Source organism: Vibrio ouci, assembly GCF_004551525.1.
GTDB lineage: Bacteria > Pseudomonadota > Gammaproteobacteria > Enterobacterales > Vibrionaceae > Vibrio > Vibrio ouci.
This window is the reverse complement of the sequence record NZ_SATR01000012.1, coordinates 107,707-123,564: the sequence shown is the minus strand read 5'-3', so window position 1 is coordinate 123,564 and position 15,858 is coordinate 107,707. Positions and strand designations below refer to the sequence as shown.

At 45.7% G+C, this 15,858-nt stretch carries 13 protein-coding genes; 3 read left to right on the top strand and 10 right to left on the bottom strand.

Going from position 1 to position 15,858, the window contains the following annotated elements; translation table 11 throughout:
* Nucleotides 1-203: 203 nt before the first annotated feature.
* The 8 genes from rnd to ELS82_RS10060 all read right to left on the bottom strand — a co-directional run bounded on the left by rnd (nt 204) and on the right by ELS82_RS10060 (nt 7,929).
* Nucleotides 204-1,319: a ribonuclease D gene (rnd, locus tag ELS82_RS10095; protein WP_134835369.1), complete on the bottom strand. Its 1,116-nt coding sequence runs from the start codon at nt 1,317-1,319 to the stop codon at nt 204-206.
* Between the two features lie 98 nt (nt 1,320-1,417).
* Nucleotides 1,418-3,115, bottom strand: coding sequence for a long-chain-fatty-acid--CoA ligase FadD (fadD, locus tag ELS82_RS10090; protein WP_134835368.1), 1,698 nt, complete (start codon nt 3,113-3,115; stop codon nt 1,418-1,420).
* A 109-nt stretch (nt 3,116-3,224) separates the two neighbouring features.
* Nucleotides 3,225-4,079, bottom strand: a complete 855-nt coding sequence (locus tag ELS82_RS10085) for an alpha/beta fold hydrolase (RefSeq protein WP_134835367.1) — start codon at nt 4,077-4,079, stop codon at nt 3,225-3,227.
* Nucleotides 4,079-4,633, bottom strand: a complete 555-nt coding sequence (locus ELS82_RS10080; protein WP_134835366.1) for a Slp family lipoprotein — start codon at nt 4,631-4,633, stop codon at nt 4,079-4,081. The genes ELS82_RS10085 and ELS82_RS10080 overlap by 1 nt, the downstream gene beginning before the upstream one ends.
* 21 nt (nt 4,634-4,654) lie before the next feature.
* Complete coding sequence (locus ELS82_RS10075) at nt 4,655-4,957, bottom strand: hypothetical protein (RefSeq protein WP_053438286.1); 303 nt, start codon at nt 4,955-4,957, stop codon at nt 4,655-4,657.
* Between the two features lie 34 nt (nt 4,958-4,991).
* Nucleotides 4,992-5,693 (bottom strand): tRNA (adenosine(37)-N6)-threonylcarbamoyltransferase complex dimerization subunit type 1 TsaB, encoded by a 702-nt coding sequence (gene tsaB, locus ELS82_RS10070; RefSeq protein WP_134835365.1) that lies wholly within the window; start codon nt 5,691-5,693, stop codon nt 4,992-4,994.
* A gap of 24 nt (nt 5,694-5,717) precedes the next feature.
* Entirely contained in the window at nt 5,718-7,634 is a 1,917-nt protein-coding gene (gene yoaA / locus ELS82_RS10065) for a DNA repair helicase YoaA (protein ID WP_134835364.1), read from the bottom strand.
* A 91-nt stretch (nt 7,635-7,725) separates the two neighbouring features.
* Entirely contained in the window at nt 7,726-7,929 is a 204-nt protein-coding gene (locus tag ELS82_RS10060; protein ID WP_134835363.1) for a hypothetical protein, read from the bottom strand.
* A gap of 197 nt (nt 7,930-8,126) precedes the next feature.
* On the opposite strand from ELS82_RS10060, the gene purU reads away from it, so the two are divergent.
* Complete coding sequence (purU, locus tag ELS82_RS10055; protein ID WP_004414684.1) at nt 8,127-8,960, top strand: formyltetrahydrofolate deformylase; 834 nt, start codon at nt 8,127-8,129, stop codon at nt 8,958-8,960.
* A gap of 47 nt (nt 8,961-9,007) precedes the next feature.
* Here the strand turns inward: purU and ELS82_RS10050 are convergent, their stop codons facing one another.
* Nucleotides 9,008-11,011 carry an NADPH-dependent 2,4-dienoyl-CoA reductase gene (locus tag ELS82_RS10050; protein ID WP_134835372.1) on the bottom strand — a complete coding sequence of 668 codons (2,004 nt, stop codon included), beginning with the start codon at nt 11,009-11,011 and terminating at the stop codon, nt 9,008-9,010.
* Nucleotides 11,012-11,219: 208 nt separating this feature from the next.
* Between ELS82_RS10050 and sppA the strand changes: the two genes are divergently transcribed.
* Together sppA and ansA are read left to right on the top strand one after the other, a co-directional pair.
* Complete coding sequence (sppA, locus tag ELS82_RS10045; RefSeq protein ID WP_134835362.1) at nt 11,220-13,070, top strand: signal peptide peptidase SppA; 1,851 nt, start codon at nt 11,220-11,222, stop codon at nt 13,068-13,070.
* A 158-nt stretch (nt 13,071-13,228) separates the two neighbouring features.
* The gene (gene ansA / locus ELS82_RS10040) at nt 13,229-14,245 is read left to right on the top strand and encodes an asparaginase (protein ID WP_134835361.1); all 1,017 of its coding nucleotides are present in this window, start codon (nt 13,229-13,231) and stop codon (nt 14,243-14,245) included.
* A gap of 138 nt (nt 14,246-14,383) precedes the next feature.
* Here the strand turns inward: ansA and serS are convergent, their stop codons facing one another.
* Complete coding sequence (serS, locus tag ELS82_RS10035) at nt 14,384-15,691, bottom strand: serine--tRNA ligase (protein ID WP_134835360.1); 1,308 nt, start codon at nt 15,689-15,691, stop codon at nt 14,384-14,386.
* Nucleotides 15,692-15,858: the final 167 nt, after the last annotated feature.

Genomic DNA, 15,858 nt, shown 5'->3' with positions numbered 1-15,858 from the left:
ACCGAATTGCTTTTGCGCCCAAAGAGTTGGCTCTATATAAGTCATGGTAATCATCCTTGTCATTGCTTAGATGATCAGATCATGGAACATGCAATTAGTTCAAAAAAATCCCCAAGCTGTGGCTTGGGGAATTGTGTATAAGAGACAGTCCAATTGGAAGCCCTTTTTGTTGGTCTATCTTGACTAATGAATTGTTGGGGGAGTTAAAGCAGTTTATTGAGCTTTTCACCAAACAACTCTAGTCGCCAGCTTTGCATCACGTCAGGCAACTTCGCAGGGTCGCGGTCTTTCTTCCACACCCAACTCATTAGCTGGTTCAGTTGCTTCTTAGAGGCCAAAAACTCAGTAGCTAAGCCACTTGCTACTGAAGCGCGTTTCACTTCATCTTTAAGCACTTTGAACTTCTGCTTATAACCTGGCATATCCATAAGACGTTCTATCTTCTCTGGGTATTCTTCTACAGGCGTCATCCTCGCTTGCTTCACCATGGAGATAATACGTGCGCTGTGGCGCTGTACAGAGCGAGGATCCATGCCCTCTTGTTCCATACGGTTACGATTTTGAATACCTAGCTTAGCGATGGTGAGAAGGTCATTCTCTTTAAACACGAAGTTCAGCGCTAAGTCTCTACGCAATGCTTCTTTGAGTCGCCAAGTGGCTAACGGTTTAAGGATAGCAAGCTCACTTGGTTTAAGCTGCCATGCGCCTTTGACGTCAAGATAGGCCATCTCTTGATTGACGGTTTTGATGCGTTTTGATGCCGCGAGGTCACTCTCTTGTTGCGCAGCTTCCCACCAGCCCGCTTGAGTGATTTTTTCAAATAGCTGCTCGTATAGAGGCTGCAAGTAGAAAACATCAGCTGCAGCGTATTCTAGCTGCTTGTCTGAAAGCGGTCTTGCCAGCCAATCGGTACGTGATTCACTTTTATCCAGTTCGACACCTAGGTAATTTTCCACCAGAGCAGCGAATCCTGTCGACAAGCCATGACCAAGGAATGCCGCCATCAGTTGGGTATCTACCATTGGATACGGTAGACAGCCAAAGCTATTGTGGAACACTTCTAAATCTTCACCACAAGCATGCAGCACTTTAAGAACTGAGGTGTCTTTTAGCAGCTCAACGAACGCCGTCATATCGTCAATAACAGTCGGGTCAATCAGTGATAATTTGTCACCATCGAAAAGCTGAATTAAGCCAAGTTGCGGATAATATGTTCGCGTACGGACAAACTCCGTATCGAGCATTACGACATCCACATTGCGTGCGCTTTGACACACCTCTTCCAATTGCGATGATTGGGTAATAATTTGATAGTTCACTAACTTCTCACTATGAGCGGTTGTAGGCGGCCATAAAAAATGCCGACAAGTCATTGTCGGCATTCTATCATTATTCACTTATCGTTGCTTAGGTAACTCTATTGTTCCGGCTTAGATTTCGCGAGGTTAGCGTCATTTTCTTCACGAAGAACACGGCGAAGGATCTTACCTACGTTGGTCTTCGGCAGTTCATCTTTGAACTCAACCAATTTTGGCACCTTATAACCTGTTAGGTGCTGACGACAGTGAGCGATGATATCTTCTTTGGTTACGCTTGGGTCGCGCTTAACAACGTAAATCTTCACAAGCTCACCAGACACTTCATGTGGCTGACCAATGGCTGCCACTTCTAGCACTTTACCGTGCAGTGCAACCACATCTTCGATTTCATTCGGGTACACGTTAAAGCCAGACACAAGAATCATGTCTTTCTTACGATCGACAATGTGAATCAAGCCTTCATCATCAAACTTAACGATATCACCCGTAGATAACCAACCTTCCGCGTTAATCACTTCTTTAGTCGCTTCAGGGCGTTGCCAGTAACCTTGCATCACCTGAGGGCCACGCACTTGTAGCTCACCCACTTCTGTATTTGGTACAGGGTTACCTTCATCATCAACAATGCGAACTTCTGTTGATGGTACAGGTAGCCCAATCGCGCCTGTATAGTCAGTTAGATCGTATGGGTTACCCGTTACCAGTGGTGAACACTCAGTTAGACCATAGCCTTCTAACAGGTGGATTCCAGTAGTTTTCTTCCACTGGTCAGCGACAGCGCGTTGAACCGCCATACCGCCGCCCACAGCAAGCTTAAGATTCTTAAAGTTAAGCTCATGGAAATCTTCATTATTCACAAGCGCATTAAAGAGTGTGTTCACACCAGTAATCGCTGTGAATGGGTATTTCTGTAGCTCTTTGATAAAGCCAGGAATATCGCGCGGGTTAGTAATCAGTAGGTTCTGACCACCCATTTCGACAAACAGTAAACAGTTCACTGTCAGTGCGAACACGTGATACAGCGGCAATGCGGTAACCACTAACTCACGACCTTCAGACAGAACTGGACCGTAAGCCCCTTTCGCCTGCATCACGTTAGCAATCATATTGCGGTGCGTTAGGATCGCCCCTTTCGCCACACCTGTAGTGCCACCAGTGTATTGTAAGAACGCAATATCATCACCAGACATAAATGGCTTGACGTACTGCAGACGACGACCTTTGTGCAGCGCTTTACGCATAGAGATCGCACCCGGCAGATCGTATTTAGGTACCATGCCTTTTACGTATTTCACCACGAAGTCAACGATAGTGCCTTTCGCGCGCGGTAGCATTTGACCTAGACTCGTCAGGATTACATGTTTAACTGGCGTATTCTCTACGACTTGCTCTAGTGTATTAGCAAAGTTTGAGACAATCACAATCGCTTTTGCGCCTGAGTCTTTTAGCTGGTGCTCTAGTTCACGCGGCCTATACAGCGGGTTTACGTTTACCGCAATAAGACCTGCACGCAGCACACCAAACAAAGCTACTGGATATTGCAGCAAGTTTGGCATCATCAAAGCAACGCGGTCGCCTTTTTGTAGCTTAAGGTCATTTTGCAGATAAGCGGCAAAAGCACGGCTACGCTCTTCCAGTTTACGGAAAGTCATTACCGAGCCCATGTTCATAAATGCAGGCTGGTCAGCGAACTTTTGCACGGACTGTTCAAACATTTCCACCAAAGATGGGTATTGGTCTGGGTTGATATGCTCAGGCACATCAGTTGGATAACGTGATAACCAAGGTTTATCCACGGTAAAACTCCTCGAAATTAACTGGCTGTCATCGGAAAGACGCTTATTTTCAATGTCGACTATTACAGCACAGGCGCAGCGCTTGAGCACGAAACACTCAAACACTTGTTTAAATTTTGTTAACTAAGCCAAAAATTAGATTAACGACTCTAGAAGGGACTTGCAGATGACAATGATGACCGCCTTCGATCATCTCAATGTGAGTGGAGTCTGAAGCATCATGTTGAAAAGACTGCAAATAAGAAAAGCCTTGCTCTCCTAAGATGATGAGTTGCGGACAATGAATATGTTGTCGAAACACATCAGCATGCTGTAGCGACATGCGGTAGAGCGACTGGCTTTGCAAGTTAACATCGTGTCTCCATTCACAACCGGAATCAGTCTGAACGAGACCACGCTCAACGATAGGTGCAATCAGTGAAGCTTCTATCTGATTCACTTTTGCACGCCTATCTATTGCTTCTTGCACAGATTGCATTGCACGAGTCGGCTTTCTTCGAATTCTCTGGCGGCTCATCACTCCCTCTCTTAGACGCGAGACAGTATTTTGAGGCTCTTCCGCCAAAGGACCATACCCTTCTATCTGAACCAATCCACTGACTTGTTCAGGAAAGGCGGCACTATAGCAACTTGCAATCAAAGCACCAAGAGAATGACCCACTAACACCAGTCTGTTTGGTGATAAGTTAGCCAAAAACTGATAAAGATCGTCTATATAGTCGTGAAAAGGGTAAAAATTGTTGCCATTTTTGGCACTAGAAAGGCCGTGACCTGGTAAATCGATTGCGCAAAGGTGGAAGTGTTTATTTTGGCTATGTAGTGCGTCCATTACCGTTTCGAAACTGGCTGCGTTATCTAACCAACCATGTATAAAAACGACCGTGAGTTCGGCCGTTTCAGCCTGTCCATATTCGATGGCCGCTATATGCCCGTTAGCAATATCACGGCGAGTTTCATTTCGCATCACTTCACTTCTTGGATTACTTTTCCTTGGCGAGTGCCATAGCGTGCGTCACGGCAATAGAGCCCACGACAAGGGTATAAATAGCTATCGAAGTCATGAATAATCACTCGCTCTTCGACTCGCCAAAGGTGGTAGGCTCTAGCATTCATCACTGGAAAGTCATATTGGAACTCACCGACTTTGCCCTGTTCGCGGCCACTACTATCACCGATTAATGAGATAAGTCGACCTTGCGATAAAGTCACTGGGTCAGCAAAACCATCGATATAAGCAACGAACCTGCCTTGAGGTTCCTGACTGATATCAGGTTTACCCGAAGCACTAATCGGTAGATTCACCACTTCAATGCGGGTTTTATCTTTAAGATTCTGAACATCGGCAATTAAGCCACCGAGTCTCAACTCATTTTGTCCATCACTATTAGATTGCCAAACTTGATAATCAGTAATGATATTGGGATTGTCAGATTGAAGATTGTCAGGGAGAGAGCTACACGCTGAAAGCAAAACAGCGCTGATGATAACAAGTAACCATCGAGAGATACGTGGGATCATAAGACTTTGAATACCTTAGGGCTAGATATAGATATCGACACCGATCATTTGTGATAGTTCATCTCGCTTCGCTTGAGTCATCACCTTCATATACTCTTGCATTGCTTGGCGCCCACGCCCTTCAGGTAAGTCGTACTGAACTTGCGCTTTATGAATATCTGATTCGTTAACATGACGGATAGAATGGGCAACAGCATTGGCCACCTTGGTTGGTTGCCCAACCGAGGTTTTAGCTTCAGATTTTTTAACCTCATTCTTCTTACCAGCCTTATTGGTTCGATTAGGGCCGGGTAACGAAGGAGGTAATCCATTAATTGAAACCATACTATCCGTTCATATTGCGATCTAATGATCTGAGTTATTCTCTACCCGGGAGCTTTTTCCAAGCAACCGTATCACGGAGATAAACCGGGCTCGCGTCTTCAGCATCAACTGTGTTGCCTTTCGCTAGCTCAAACTTTGCCAATTGGACAATATCTTCCGCATCTGGGAACAAGACCTTGCTCTTTTCAGTCGCAAACTTAATACCTTCAAGCTGCTCGCTGTACGCATCCCAGCCAGTACCAGCAGTAAACCATGTCGACTCGTCAGCTTGGCTGTTATCTGCTGCCGTTTGTGGTGGTGTCACACACTCTGCATCGGTTTGTGCCCAAGTGCCATCTTCTTGACGGCTAAAACGTCCCCAGTAAACTTCGCTCATTCGCGCATCAATCGCACACGCGACTTGGCTTTCACCATGCTGGCGGTAAACACCTTGCGCCATCGCTTCCAGTGTAGAAATACCAATCATAGGCAGATCTGCACCAAATGCTAAACCTTGTGCAATACCAATGCCAATGCGAACACCAGTAAAGCTACCCGGTCCTCGGCCAAAAGCCAAAGCATCCAGATCAGTCAGCGTTAAACCCGCTTCTTTTAGTACTTCATCCACCATTGGCAGTACTTTCTTCGTGTGGTCGCGCGGTGCTACTTCACTGCGAACATAAACTTTTTCATCCACTAATAGAGCAACAGAACAGTTTTCTGTTGCTGTATCGAGAGCAAGAATCTTAGTACTCATTGATATCTCAAATTATCGTTTTGTTTAAATATTTACTTGTTCAAGAAAGTCTCGTACCACCCCGAGATCTCGGGTACGTGGTATTGGCGGTAAGCTCGATAAAAAGACGCCGCCATACTCGCGGGTCACTAATCGATTATCACAGATAATCAAAGCGCCCTTATCGTTCTTATCTCGAATCAATCGCCCTACGCCCTGCTTTAAGGTAATCACCGCATCAGGAATTTGTACCTGAGCAAAAGGATCGCCACCTTTTAGTTGGCAATCTTCGATGCGGGCCTTAAGCAACGGGTCGTCTGGTGCAGTAAAAGGCAATTTGTCGATGATAACACAGCTCAGCGCATCACCTCTAACGTCAATCCCTTCCCAGAACGCGCCTGTCGCAACTAATAAGGCGTTACCCAGCTCCATAAACTCAGCAAGGGTTTTCTGTTTACTGGTTTCCCCTTGAAGTAAAACCGGCACCGATAGCCTTTCACGAAATCGCTCGCCGAGCTCTTTCATCATGCTATGCGAAGTACATAAAAAGAAACATCGCCCTTGGTTTAGTTCAATTACCGGAGTCAGCATGTTAACCAGCTTGTCTGCCATCCCGGGGCTATTCGGCTCTGGTAAGTATCGTGGTACACAGAGTCTTGCCTGAGTCTGATAGTCAAACGGGCTAGGCAAGGACATTTGTGCTTGCGGCTTCAAGCCTAAGCGCGAAGTAAAATGACCAAAGTCATCATTTACCGCGAGAGTTGCTGAGGTAAAAATCCAAGCCCCCTGCTTAAGCTCGATCTGCTCATGAAACTTATCAGCAACCGATAGTGGGGTAATATGCAGACTAAAGTGACGAGGCGTGGTGTCGTACCAATAGGAGTAGCCTGTGATAGAAACGTCACACACTCGATCTAAGCGCGCCTTAATGGTGTTGGCTCTTTCAAACGCACTGTCTAGCAGTTGGCTACGCCCGAGCGCGAGCTTTAAAACCTCAATCACAAAGTCCAAGGTATCTTCTAGTCGACGGAGCTCACGACCAATTGAAGGAGAGGTAATCGCTTCACGCCAGTTGCCGCGAAACCCCGGCTCACCAAGCACGATGCGTAAATCCATCGCTGTCTGATAGAGCTTTTCACCTGCTTTTTGTAGCTGGCGCATATCTTTCGCTTCGGTGCGATAGGCGATTTCAATATCCTTGCTCAGCTCTTGAATTTGTCGACTAGAGAGCGACTGGCCAAAATAATGGCTAGCGATATCAGGTAGCTGATGGGCTTCATCAAAAATAAACACTTCTGCTTCAGGAATCAGCTCACCAAATCCTGTTTCTTTAATCGCTAAATCGGCTAAAAACAGGTGATGATTGACCACCACCACATCGGCATCTAACGCCTTCTTACGCGCTTTCAATACAAAGCAATCTTGATAACTTGGGCACTCTTTGCCTAAGCAGTTATCGTTGGTCGAAGTGATGGTTGGGATAACCGGACTATCTTCAGCAATCGCATCACAATCACCCAAATCGCCACTTTTGGTTTCAGATGCCCAGCTTCTTACTTTGACCAGTTGAGTAAGTAACGTTGGATCAGCCGTTTGGCTGTGACTTTCAACCATTTGGCGACTGAGTCGATCAAGACATAAATAGTTCGCTCGCCCTTTCAACAGCGCCACTTGTCCATAAAAGCCGAGTGCACCCGTCATTAATGGTAAATCACGGTGGAATAGCTGCTCTTGGAGGTTTTTCGACCCGGTGCTAATAATGGTTTTCTTCCCACAGAGTAACGCAGGTACAAGATAAGCGAAGGTTTTGCCTGTCCCCGTCCCCGCTTCTACCACGACCTGACTTTGCGCTGTAATGGCTTGGCTGACGGCTTCTGCCATATCGAGCTGCGCCTGACGAGGTTGGAACCCTGGGATAGCTTTACCTAAGGCTCCTTCAGAAGAGAAGGTTTTTGAAATCATTAACTAGCAAAAGGGTTGACGAAAAGAAGAGTGATTATGGCAGTTTTCATAAAAAGGCGCGAATGAGATTTCGCGCCGAATAGAAATTTAATTAGCGTTTGGTGAGGTAGCGGTTCAACCAAGCAGGCCCATTGAAGCCCTCTGAATCATCAGAATTTAGGGCCTTCGCTGCTTCGCTAGGAGACGCACGGTTTTCCCACATTGTATCTAACATTTCTTCATCTAGCTCTTTACCACCAGACAATGCACTCACACGTTCAGAGTACAATTTACGAGCTAAGAGTTCTTTATCCATAAATACCACCTAAAGACACGCGAAAGAAAAGAAATATCGAACAAATAATTCGAGCCAAACGGTTAACTCAGATTAATTGTTGAAACCAATTCGATATTAGTTTAATTGTAGCTTTATTATTGCGGGTTAGTTCACCGTTCGAACGCCCGTAAAAATTTCACAAAACAAAAAAAATAAAGCACGGAAGTTTGAACCTAATGGAAAAGAAAACACTGCTAACACATTGTACTGACGCCCCTGGTCTCATTTCAAAGATCACGAATATCTGTTACAAGCACCAACTGAATATCATCCACAATAACGAGTTCGTCGATAATACTAGCGGCCATTTTTTCATGCGTACCGAGCTTGAAGGCTACTTTAACGATGAAACCTTGCTTGCTGACCTCGATCAAGCACTGCCTCAAGGGGCTAAACGCAAACTGATCGGCTCTAACCGTAAGCGTATTGTGGTATTAGTCACCAAAGAAGCACACTGTCTAGGTGACATTCTGATGAAGAATTATGACGGTAGCCTAGATGTGGAAATTGCTGCGGTTGTCGGTAACTACGATACGCTGCAAAGCCTAACAGAGAGATTCGATATTCCTTATCACCATGTCTCTCATGAAGGGTTGAATCGCGAAGAGCATGAGAAAGAGATGCTCAAAGTGATCGACCAATATCAAGCGGATTACTTGGTACTGGCTAAATACATGCGCGTACTAACGCCATCGTTCGTCGAGAAGTACAACCACAAGATCATCAACATTCACCACAGTTTCTTACCAGCATTTATTGGCGCGAAACCTTACCAACAAGCGTATGAGCGTGGCGTGAAGATCATCGGTGCAACCGCTCACTTTGTCACCAACGACCTTGATGAAGGCCCAATCATCAAGCAAGACGTCATTCCAGTGGATCATAACTTCAATGCGCAAGATATGGCGCAAGCAGGCCGTGATGTAGAGAAGAATGTGTTAAGTAAAGCGCTAAACAAAGTGCTAAATGACCACGTATTTGTGTACGGTAATAAGACCGTGATTCTTTAATCTATTCTGCAAGAAAAAAGGCTTCCGATTTGGAAGCCTTTTTTGTTTTACAGTTTCGCTGCGAGTTCTACGCCCTGTTTGATTGCCCTCACTGCGTCCAGTTCACCAGCGTAATCAGCACCACCAATAATATGGAGTTTGTCTCCAAGCAGATGCCATTGGTTTTCAAATGGACGCACAGACTCTTGACCCGCACAGATCACGACCGTATCTGCATCCAGTAGCTGCGCTTTTTCATCGACACTGATGTGAAGCCCTTGCTCATCAATCTTATCGTAGCTAACGCCGCCTAAAAGGTTCACACCGCGCTTTTCTAATGTGCGTTTATGAATCCAGCCGGTTGTCTTACCCGGACCTTTACCGACTCGTCCCTTGCGGCGCTGTAGCACCCAAACGGTTTTTTCACTCATTGAGTCTGGATAAGGAAATAGACCGCCAGGATGGGCAATCTCTTTATCGATGCCCCACTCATGTAACCAATCATCTAAGTTATGGCCACTTGGCTCAGTGAGCATGGTCGCCACGTCAACACCGATGCCACCAGCACCAACAATCGCAACCTTATTGCCTGTATAGGTCTTATCACGGATCAGGGTTTGATAATCAACCACTTTCTCTGGTGTATCAATACCTTCGATTTTGACTTTACGAGGCTCAACACCGGAAGCCATCACCACTTCGTCGTACTCTGCCAACAGATCGTAATTGGCTTCTGTGTCTAGGTGAAGCTTAACGCCCGTTTCATCGATTCGATTAGCGAAGTAACGAATCGTCTCGCGGAACTCTTCTTTTCCTGGGATCTGCATCGCTAATCGGAACTGGCCTCCAATGCGGTCATTACGCTCAAACAGATCTACATTGTGTCCACGCTCAGCAAGTGTTGTTGCACAAGAAAGGCCAGCCGGACCAGCCCCCACAACTGCAATGTTCTTTTTCGTCTCAGCCGGTTTAATTACTAACTCTGTTTCACGACATGCTAATGGGTTAACCAGACACCCTGCACGCTTGCCTTTAAACACATTGTCCAAACATGCTTGGTTACAGCCGATACAGGTATTGATCATTTGCGACTGGTTTTGCTCAGCTTTAATCACAAAATGCGGATCGGCTAAGAAAGGGCGCGCCATCGAAACCATATCGGCTTGACCGCTCGCTAGAATCTTCTCAGCTTCTTCCGGGGTATTGATTCTGTTACAGGTGATAATTGGCACTGACACATGAGGACGTACTTTTTCCGTCACCCATGTAAACGCGCTACGCGGTACCTGAGTGGCAATCGTCGGAATGCGCGCTTCATGCCAGCCAATACCGGTATTAATAATGGTCACGCCCGCTTTTTCTAGCTCTTTAGCTAACATAATCACTTCGTCAAACGTGCTACCCTCTTCAACAAGGTCAAGCATAGATAAGCGGAAGATAATGATGAACTCTTCACCCGCTGCTTTGCGGATTGCTTTAACCACTTCTAGTGGAAAACGAATGCGATTTTCATAACTACCGCCCCACTCATCGTAACGCATGTTAGTGCGCTTACAGATAAACTGGTTAAGTAGGTAACCTTCAGAGCCCATGACCTCTACGCCATCGTAGCCCGCTTCTTTTGCTAACGCAGCACTATTGGCAAAGGCACTAATGGTATTATTGATTTGGCGGTTGCTCATCTCACTTGGTGCAAACTTGGCGATTGGCGCCTTGATCGATGATGCGCTCTGAGAAAAAGGGTGCATCGCATAGCGACCCGCGTGTAAAAGCTGCAGCGCAATCTTACCGCCTTGTCTGTGAACCGCTTCTGTCACGACTTTATGCGCTTTGGCATGTTTGGTCTTACTAAATTCAGCACTGAAAGGATGCAGTCGGCCACGAAAATTCGGAGAGAAGCCACCTGTTACAATCAGGCCTACACCGCCTTTTGCTCGCTCTTCATAGAACGCCGCAAGTTTGCCAAGACCTTCTTTGTGTTCTTCAAGGCCAGTATGCATTGAGCCCATGAGTACTCGGTTTCTTAGCTGGGTAAACCCGAGATCCAATGGCTTAAGTAGGTTTGGGTACATGGTAGACATCACTTTACTCTTTATTATTGTGGTCTGACCAGAGTAAGTGCTCTTAACTCAAAAATCAAACAACTGTTTACATTTTTGTAACACCGATCAATCTTGCGGTTGTTTGGGTATACTAGTTTAAGTAGGATGTAACTTATTCAAGTTTATAAGGTCTTACAGCGAATAAGCCTTGAACTGCGCACGTCGCAGCGGAGATAAAATGAAAACAGTATTTAAATTTGTTGGCATGTTCTTTAAGGGGATTTGGAAACTCATCACCTTTATTCGTCTTGCTCTCGTCAACCTAATCTTTCTAGCAAGTATAGGCGCTATCTACTTTCTCTATACAACGGCAGATACCCCTACCCCTGCAGAACCTAAAGAGTCAGCATTGATCGTTAATATCTCTGGACCCATTGTTGAACAATCAACATACGTTAATCCAATGGATTCATTAACGGGTTCATTTTTTGGCCGAGACTTACCGAAAGAAAATGTCCTATTCGATATCGTCGACACCATTCGCCACGCGAAAGATGACCAAAATGTCAGTGGTTTAGTATTGGCGCTACGTGATCTGCCAGAAACAAACCTAACTAAGCTGAGATACATTGCCAAAGCACTTAATGAGTTTAAAGCATCAGGCAAACCTATCTACGCTGTTGGGGACATGTACAATCAGAGCCAATACTATCTGGCTAGCTACGCTGATAAAATTTACTTGGCACCAGACGGCGCGGTAATGCTGAAGGGCTACAGTGCTTATTCGCTTTACTACAAAACTCTACTTGAGAAGCTTGATGTCAATACGCATGTTTTCCGTGTAGGCACTTACAAATCCGCTATCGAACCATTTATCCGCGATGGCATGTCAGATCCGGCTAAAGAGTCGGCGTCTCGCTGGTTAGGTCAACTTTGGGGCGCATACATTGATGATGTCGCATCAAACCGTCAGCTAGAGCCTAAGCTGCTCACACCTGATATGGATACCTTTCTTGAGCTACTAAAGAAAAATAATGGTGATTTGGCCGCTCTATCATTGAATGAGGGTCTTGTTGACCAACTGGCAACGCGCCAGCAGGTTCGTAAAGATCTTATCGAAGTGTTTGGTAGCAATGGCGAAGATAGCTATAACCATATCGGTTTCTACGAATACCAAGCCACCGTGACGCCTAAGTTCGACTTAGCTCAAGACGATATTGCTATCGTTGTTGCTAGCGGTGCAATTATGGACGGCGCTCAACCTCGTGGCACAGTCGGTGGTGATACAACCGCTGCTCTACTGCGCCAAGCTCGCAATGACGATAAAGTCAAAGCCGTGGTACTTCGCGTTGATAGCCCAGGTGGTAGCGCGTTTGCATCAGAAGTGATTCGCAACGAGATTGAAGCGCTCAAAGAAGCGGGTAAACCAGTTGTGGCCTCAATGTCTAGCCTAGCGGCGTCTGGTGGTTACTGGATTTCGATGAGTGCCGATCGCATTGTTGCTCAGCCAACGACCCTAACTGGTTCAATTGGTATTTTCAGTGTGATTACCACATTTGAAAAAGGCTTAAATAACCTAGGCATCTATACCGATGGTGTCGGCACTTCTCCATTTTCGGATGTGGGTGTGACGACTGGGCTGTCAGATGGCGCATCACAAGCGTTCCAAATGGGTATTGAACACGGCTACAACCGCTTTATCGGTCTAGTCAGTCAGTCGCGTGACATTCCACTAGAAAATGTTGATGATGTGGCACAAGGCCGCGTTTGGACTGGTCAAGACGCATTAGAATTTGGATTGATTGATAAGATTGGCGATTTCGATGACGCAGTAAAACTGGCCGCAGAACTTGCCAAAGTTGAGCAATACAATGTCTACTGGGTTGAAGAGCCACTGTCGCCAGCACAGCAGTTTATCCAAGACTTTATGAACCAAGTCAAAGTGAACTTAGGCATCGATGCAACGGCGCTATTGCCACAAGCTCTGCAACCTATGGCGGCTCAAGTAATCCAAGATGCCAATATGCTGCAAAGCTTTAACGATCCTAAAGGCCAATATGCATTTTGTTTAAACTGCCAAGTGCAATAGTTACACAATTAATCACTAGTAAAGCGTAAAGTTACAATACAACGTTTCAAACACTGCTAATTTAGGGGTATTCCTGTGCGGGATGCCCCTTTTTATTGGCTAAGATTAATATATAATCCCACGCTCTGTTCCCCCTACGATTAACTGGTTTCAAAGCAATGGCTAGAAAACATATTTATATCGCCTACACTGGCGGCACCATTGGAATGCAAAAATCCCATGATCACGGTTATGTTCCAGTCGCTGGTTTTATGGAAAAGCAACTCGCAAGCATGCCAGAGTTTCACCGCCCAGAAATGCCAGAATTTACCATTCACGAATACGATCCTCTGATCGACTCTTCTGATATGACGCCAGCAGATTGGCAACAGATCGCCGACGATATTCGCGATAACTATGACAAGTACGACGGTTTCGTTATCCTGCATGGTACGGACACCATGGCATATACGGCATCTGCGTTGTCATTTATGTTCGAAAACCTAGGTAAACCTGTAATTGTAACCGGCTCACAGATCCCTCTAGCCGAGCTTCGTTCTGATGGCCAAGCAAACTTACTCAATGCCTTGCACATTGCGGCTAACTACCCGATCAATGAAGTGACGCTGTTTTTCAACAACAAGTTGATGCGTGGTAACCGTAGTACTAAATCGCATGCTGACGGCTTTAATGCCTTTACATCTCCAAACTTGCCGCCTCTGCTTGAAGCAGGTATCAACATTCAAATCAGCAGTGATATTGAAGTGGGTAAAGTGCCTGAAGGTGAGTTTAAGGTTCACGATATTACGCCGCAGCCAATTGGCGTTATTACCATGTACCCAGGCATCTCGCATGAAGTGATTCGCAATACATTACTACAGCCGGTTAACGCGATGATTCTGCTAACGTTTGGCGTAGGTAACGCACCGCAAAACCCTGAACTTCTAGGCCATTTGAAAGATGCCTCAGAGCGTGGCGTGCTTGTGGTAAACCTTACCCAGTGTCTAGCAGGTAAGGTTAACATGGGCGGTTACGCGACAGGTTGTGCTCTTGCAGAAGCAGGCGTAATTAGCGGCTACGATATGACACCTGAAGCGGCACTAGCAAAACTTCACTTCTTACTAAGCCAAGGCTTAAGCTACGAACAAGTAAAAGTGAAAATGCAGCAAGTTCTGCGTGGTGAGATGAGCATCTAAGCGACACTCGATTTAACAACATCGTTAAGTAAGCAAAGCCGACGTAAGGTCGGCTTTTTAGTACTCGCTAAGTAATAAAAAAAGGCGACTCAGTGAGTCGCCTTTTCTCTATTCATTTCTACCAAGCGAATCTTTCGATTAACCGATGTGCGTTGCGCCAGCCATGTACTTCTGAAGTACAGCTGGGATTGCGATACGACCATCAGCTTCTTGGTTATTCTCTAGGATTGCAACCATAGTGCGGCCAACCGCTAGACCAGAACCGTTTAGCGTGTGTACAAGCTCTGGCTTCTTCTCGCCTTTACGACGGAAACGAGCTTGCATACGACGTGCTTGGAAGTCCCACATGTTTGAACAAGATGAGATTTCACGGTAAGTCTCTTGTGCTGGAACCCATACTTCTAGGTCGTAAGTCTTACGAGCACCGAAGCCCATGTCACCAGTACATAGAACAACTTTACGGTAAGGCAGCTCTAGAAGCTGAAGAACTTTCTCAGCGTGGCCAGTTAGCTCTTCTAGTGCATCCATTGAATCTTCTGGGCGAGTGATCTGAACTAGCTCAACTTTGTCAAACTGGTGCATACGGATTAGACCACGAGTATCGCGACCGTAAGAACCCGCTTCAGAACGGAAACATGGCGTATGCGCTGTCATCTTAAGCGGTAGATCCGCTTCATCAGAAATCGTGTCACGAACCATGTTCGTTACCGGTACTTCTGCCGTTGGGATTAGAGACAGTTTACGCGGCTCTTCGTCGTTCACTTTCTCTTCTAGTGGTTCAGTGTGGAATAGGTCTTTACCAAACTTTGGTAACTGGCCAGTACCGAATAGGCTGTCTGAGTTAACTAGGTACGGTACGTACATTTCTGAGTAGCCGTGCTCTTCAGTGTGAAGGTCTAGCATAAACTGGGCAATTGCACGGTGTAGACGCGCGAATTGACCTTTCATAACGATGAAACGTGCGCCAGTGATCTTAGTTGCGCTCGCGAAATCAAGACCGCCACCCATTTCACCTAGATCAACGTGATCTTTTAGTTCGAAGTCGTAAGTTTTTGGCTCACCCCAACGAGAAATCTCTACGTTGTCATCTTCGTCTTTACCATCTGGCACATCATCAGCAGGCAGGTTTGGAACGGAGTTTAGGATTTCATTAAGTTCAGCTTGAATATCTAGCAACTGAACATTTGCGTCATTAAAAAGCTCATTACAACGAGTAACTTCTGCTTTCTCAATTTCAGCTTGCTCAATATCGCCTGCTTTCATCAATTGGCCAATTAGCTTGGATTTACTATTTCGAGTGGATTGCAATTCTTCTACTTCAACCTGAAGAGATTTACGTTCAGTCTCTAGGTAGCGAACTTTTGATACGTCTAGCTTAAAGCCACGACGTGCTAGTTTTGCAGCTGTTTCATCCAGCTCTGTACGAAGTAATTTAGAATCCAGCATTGTTAATCCTATGCTTTTTTAGTTGTGAAATCGCGCTTAAGCATCGTGCTCAAACGCTAATAAATAGTTCCCAAAATAATTGGAGTTGCAGCGAGGAAACAAACCAATTCAGCCCTATGAGCATAGGTGCTCTATGTGATTAGGGTGAATTGGTGCAGTTAACAAAG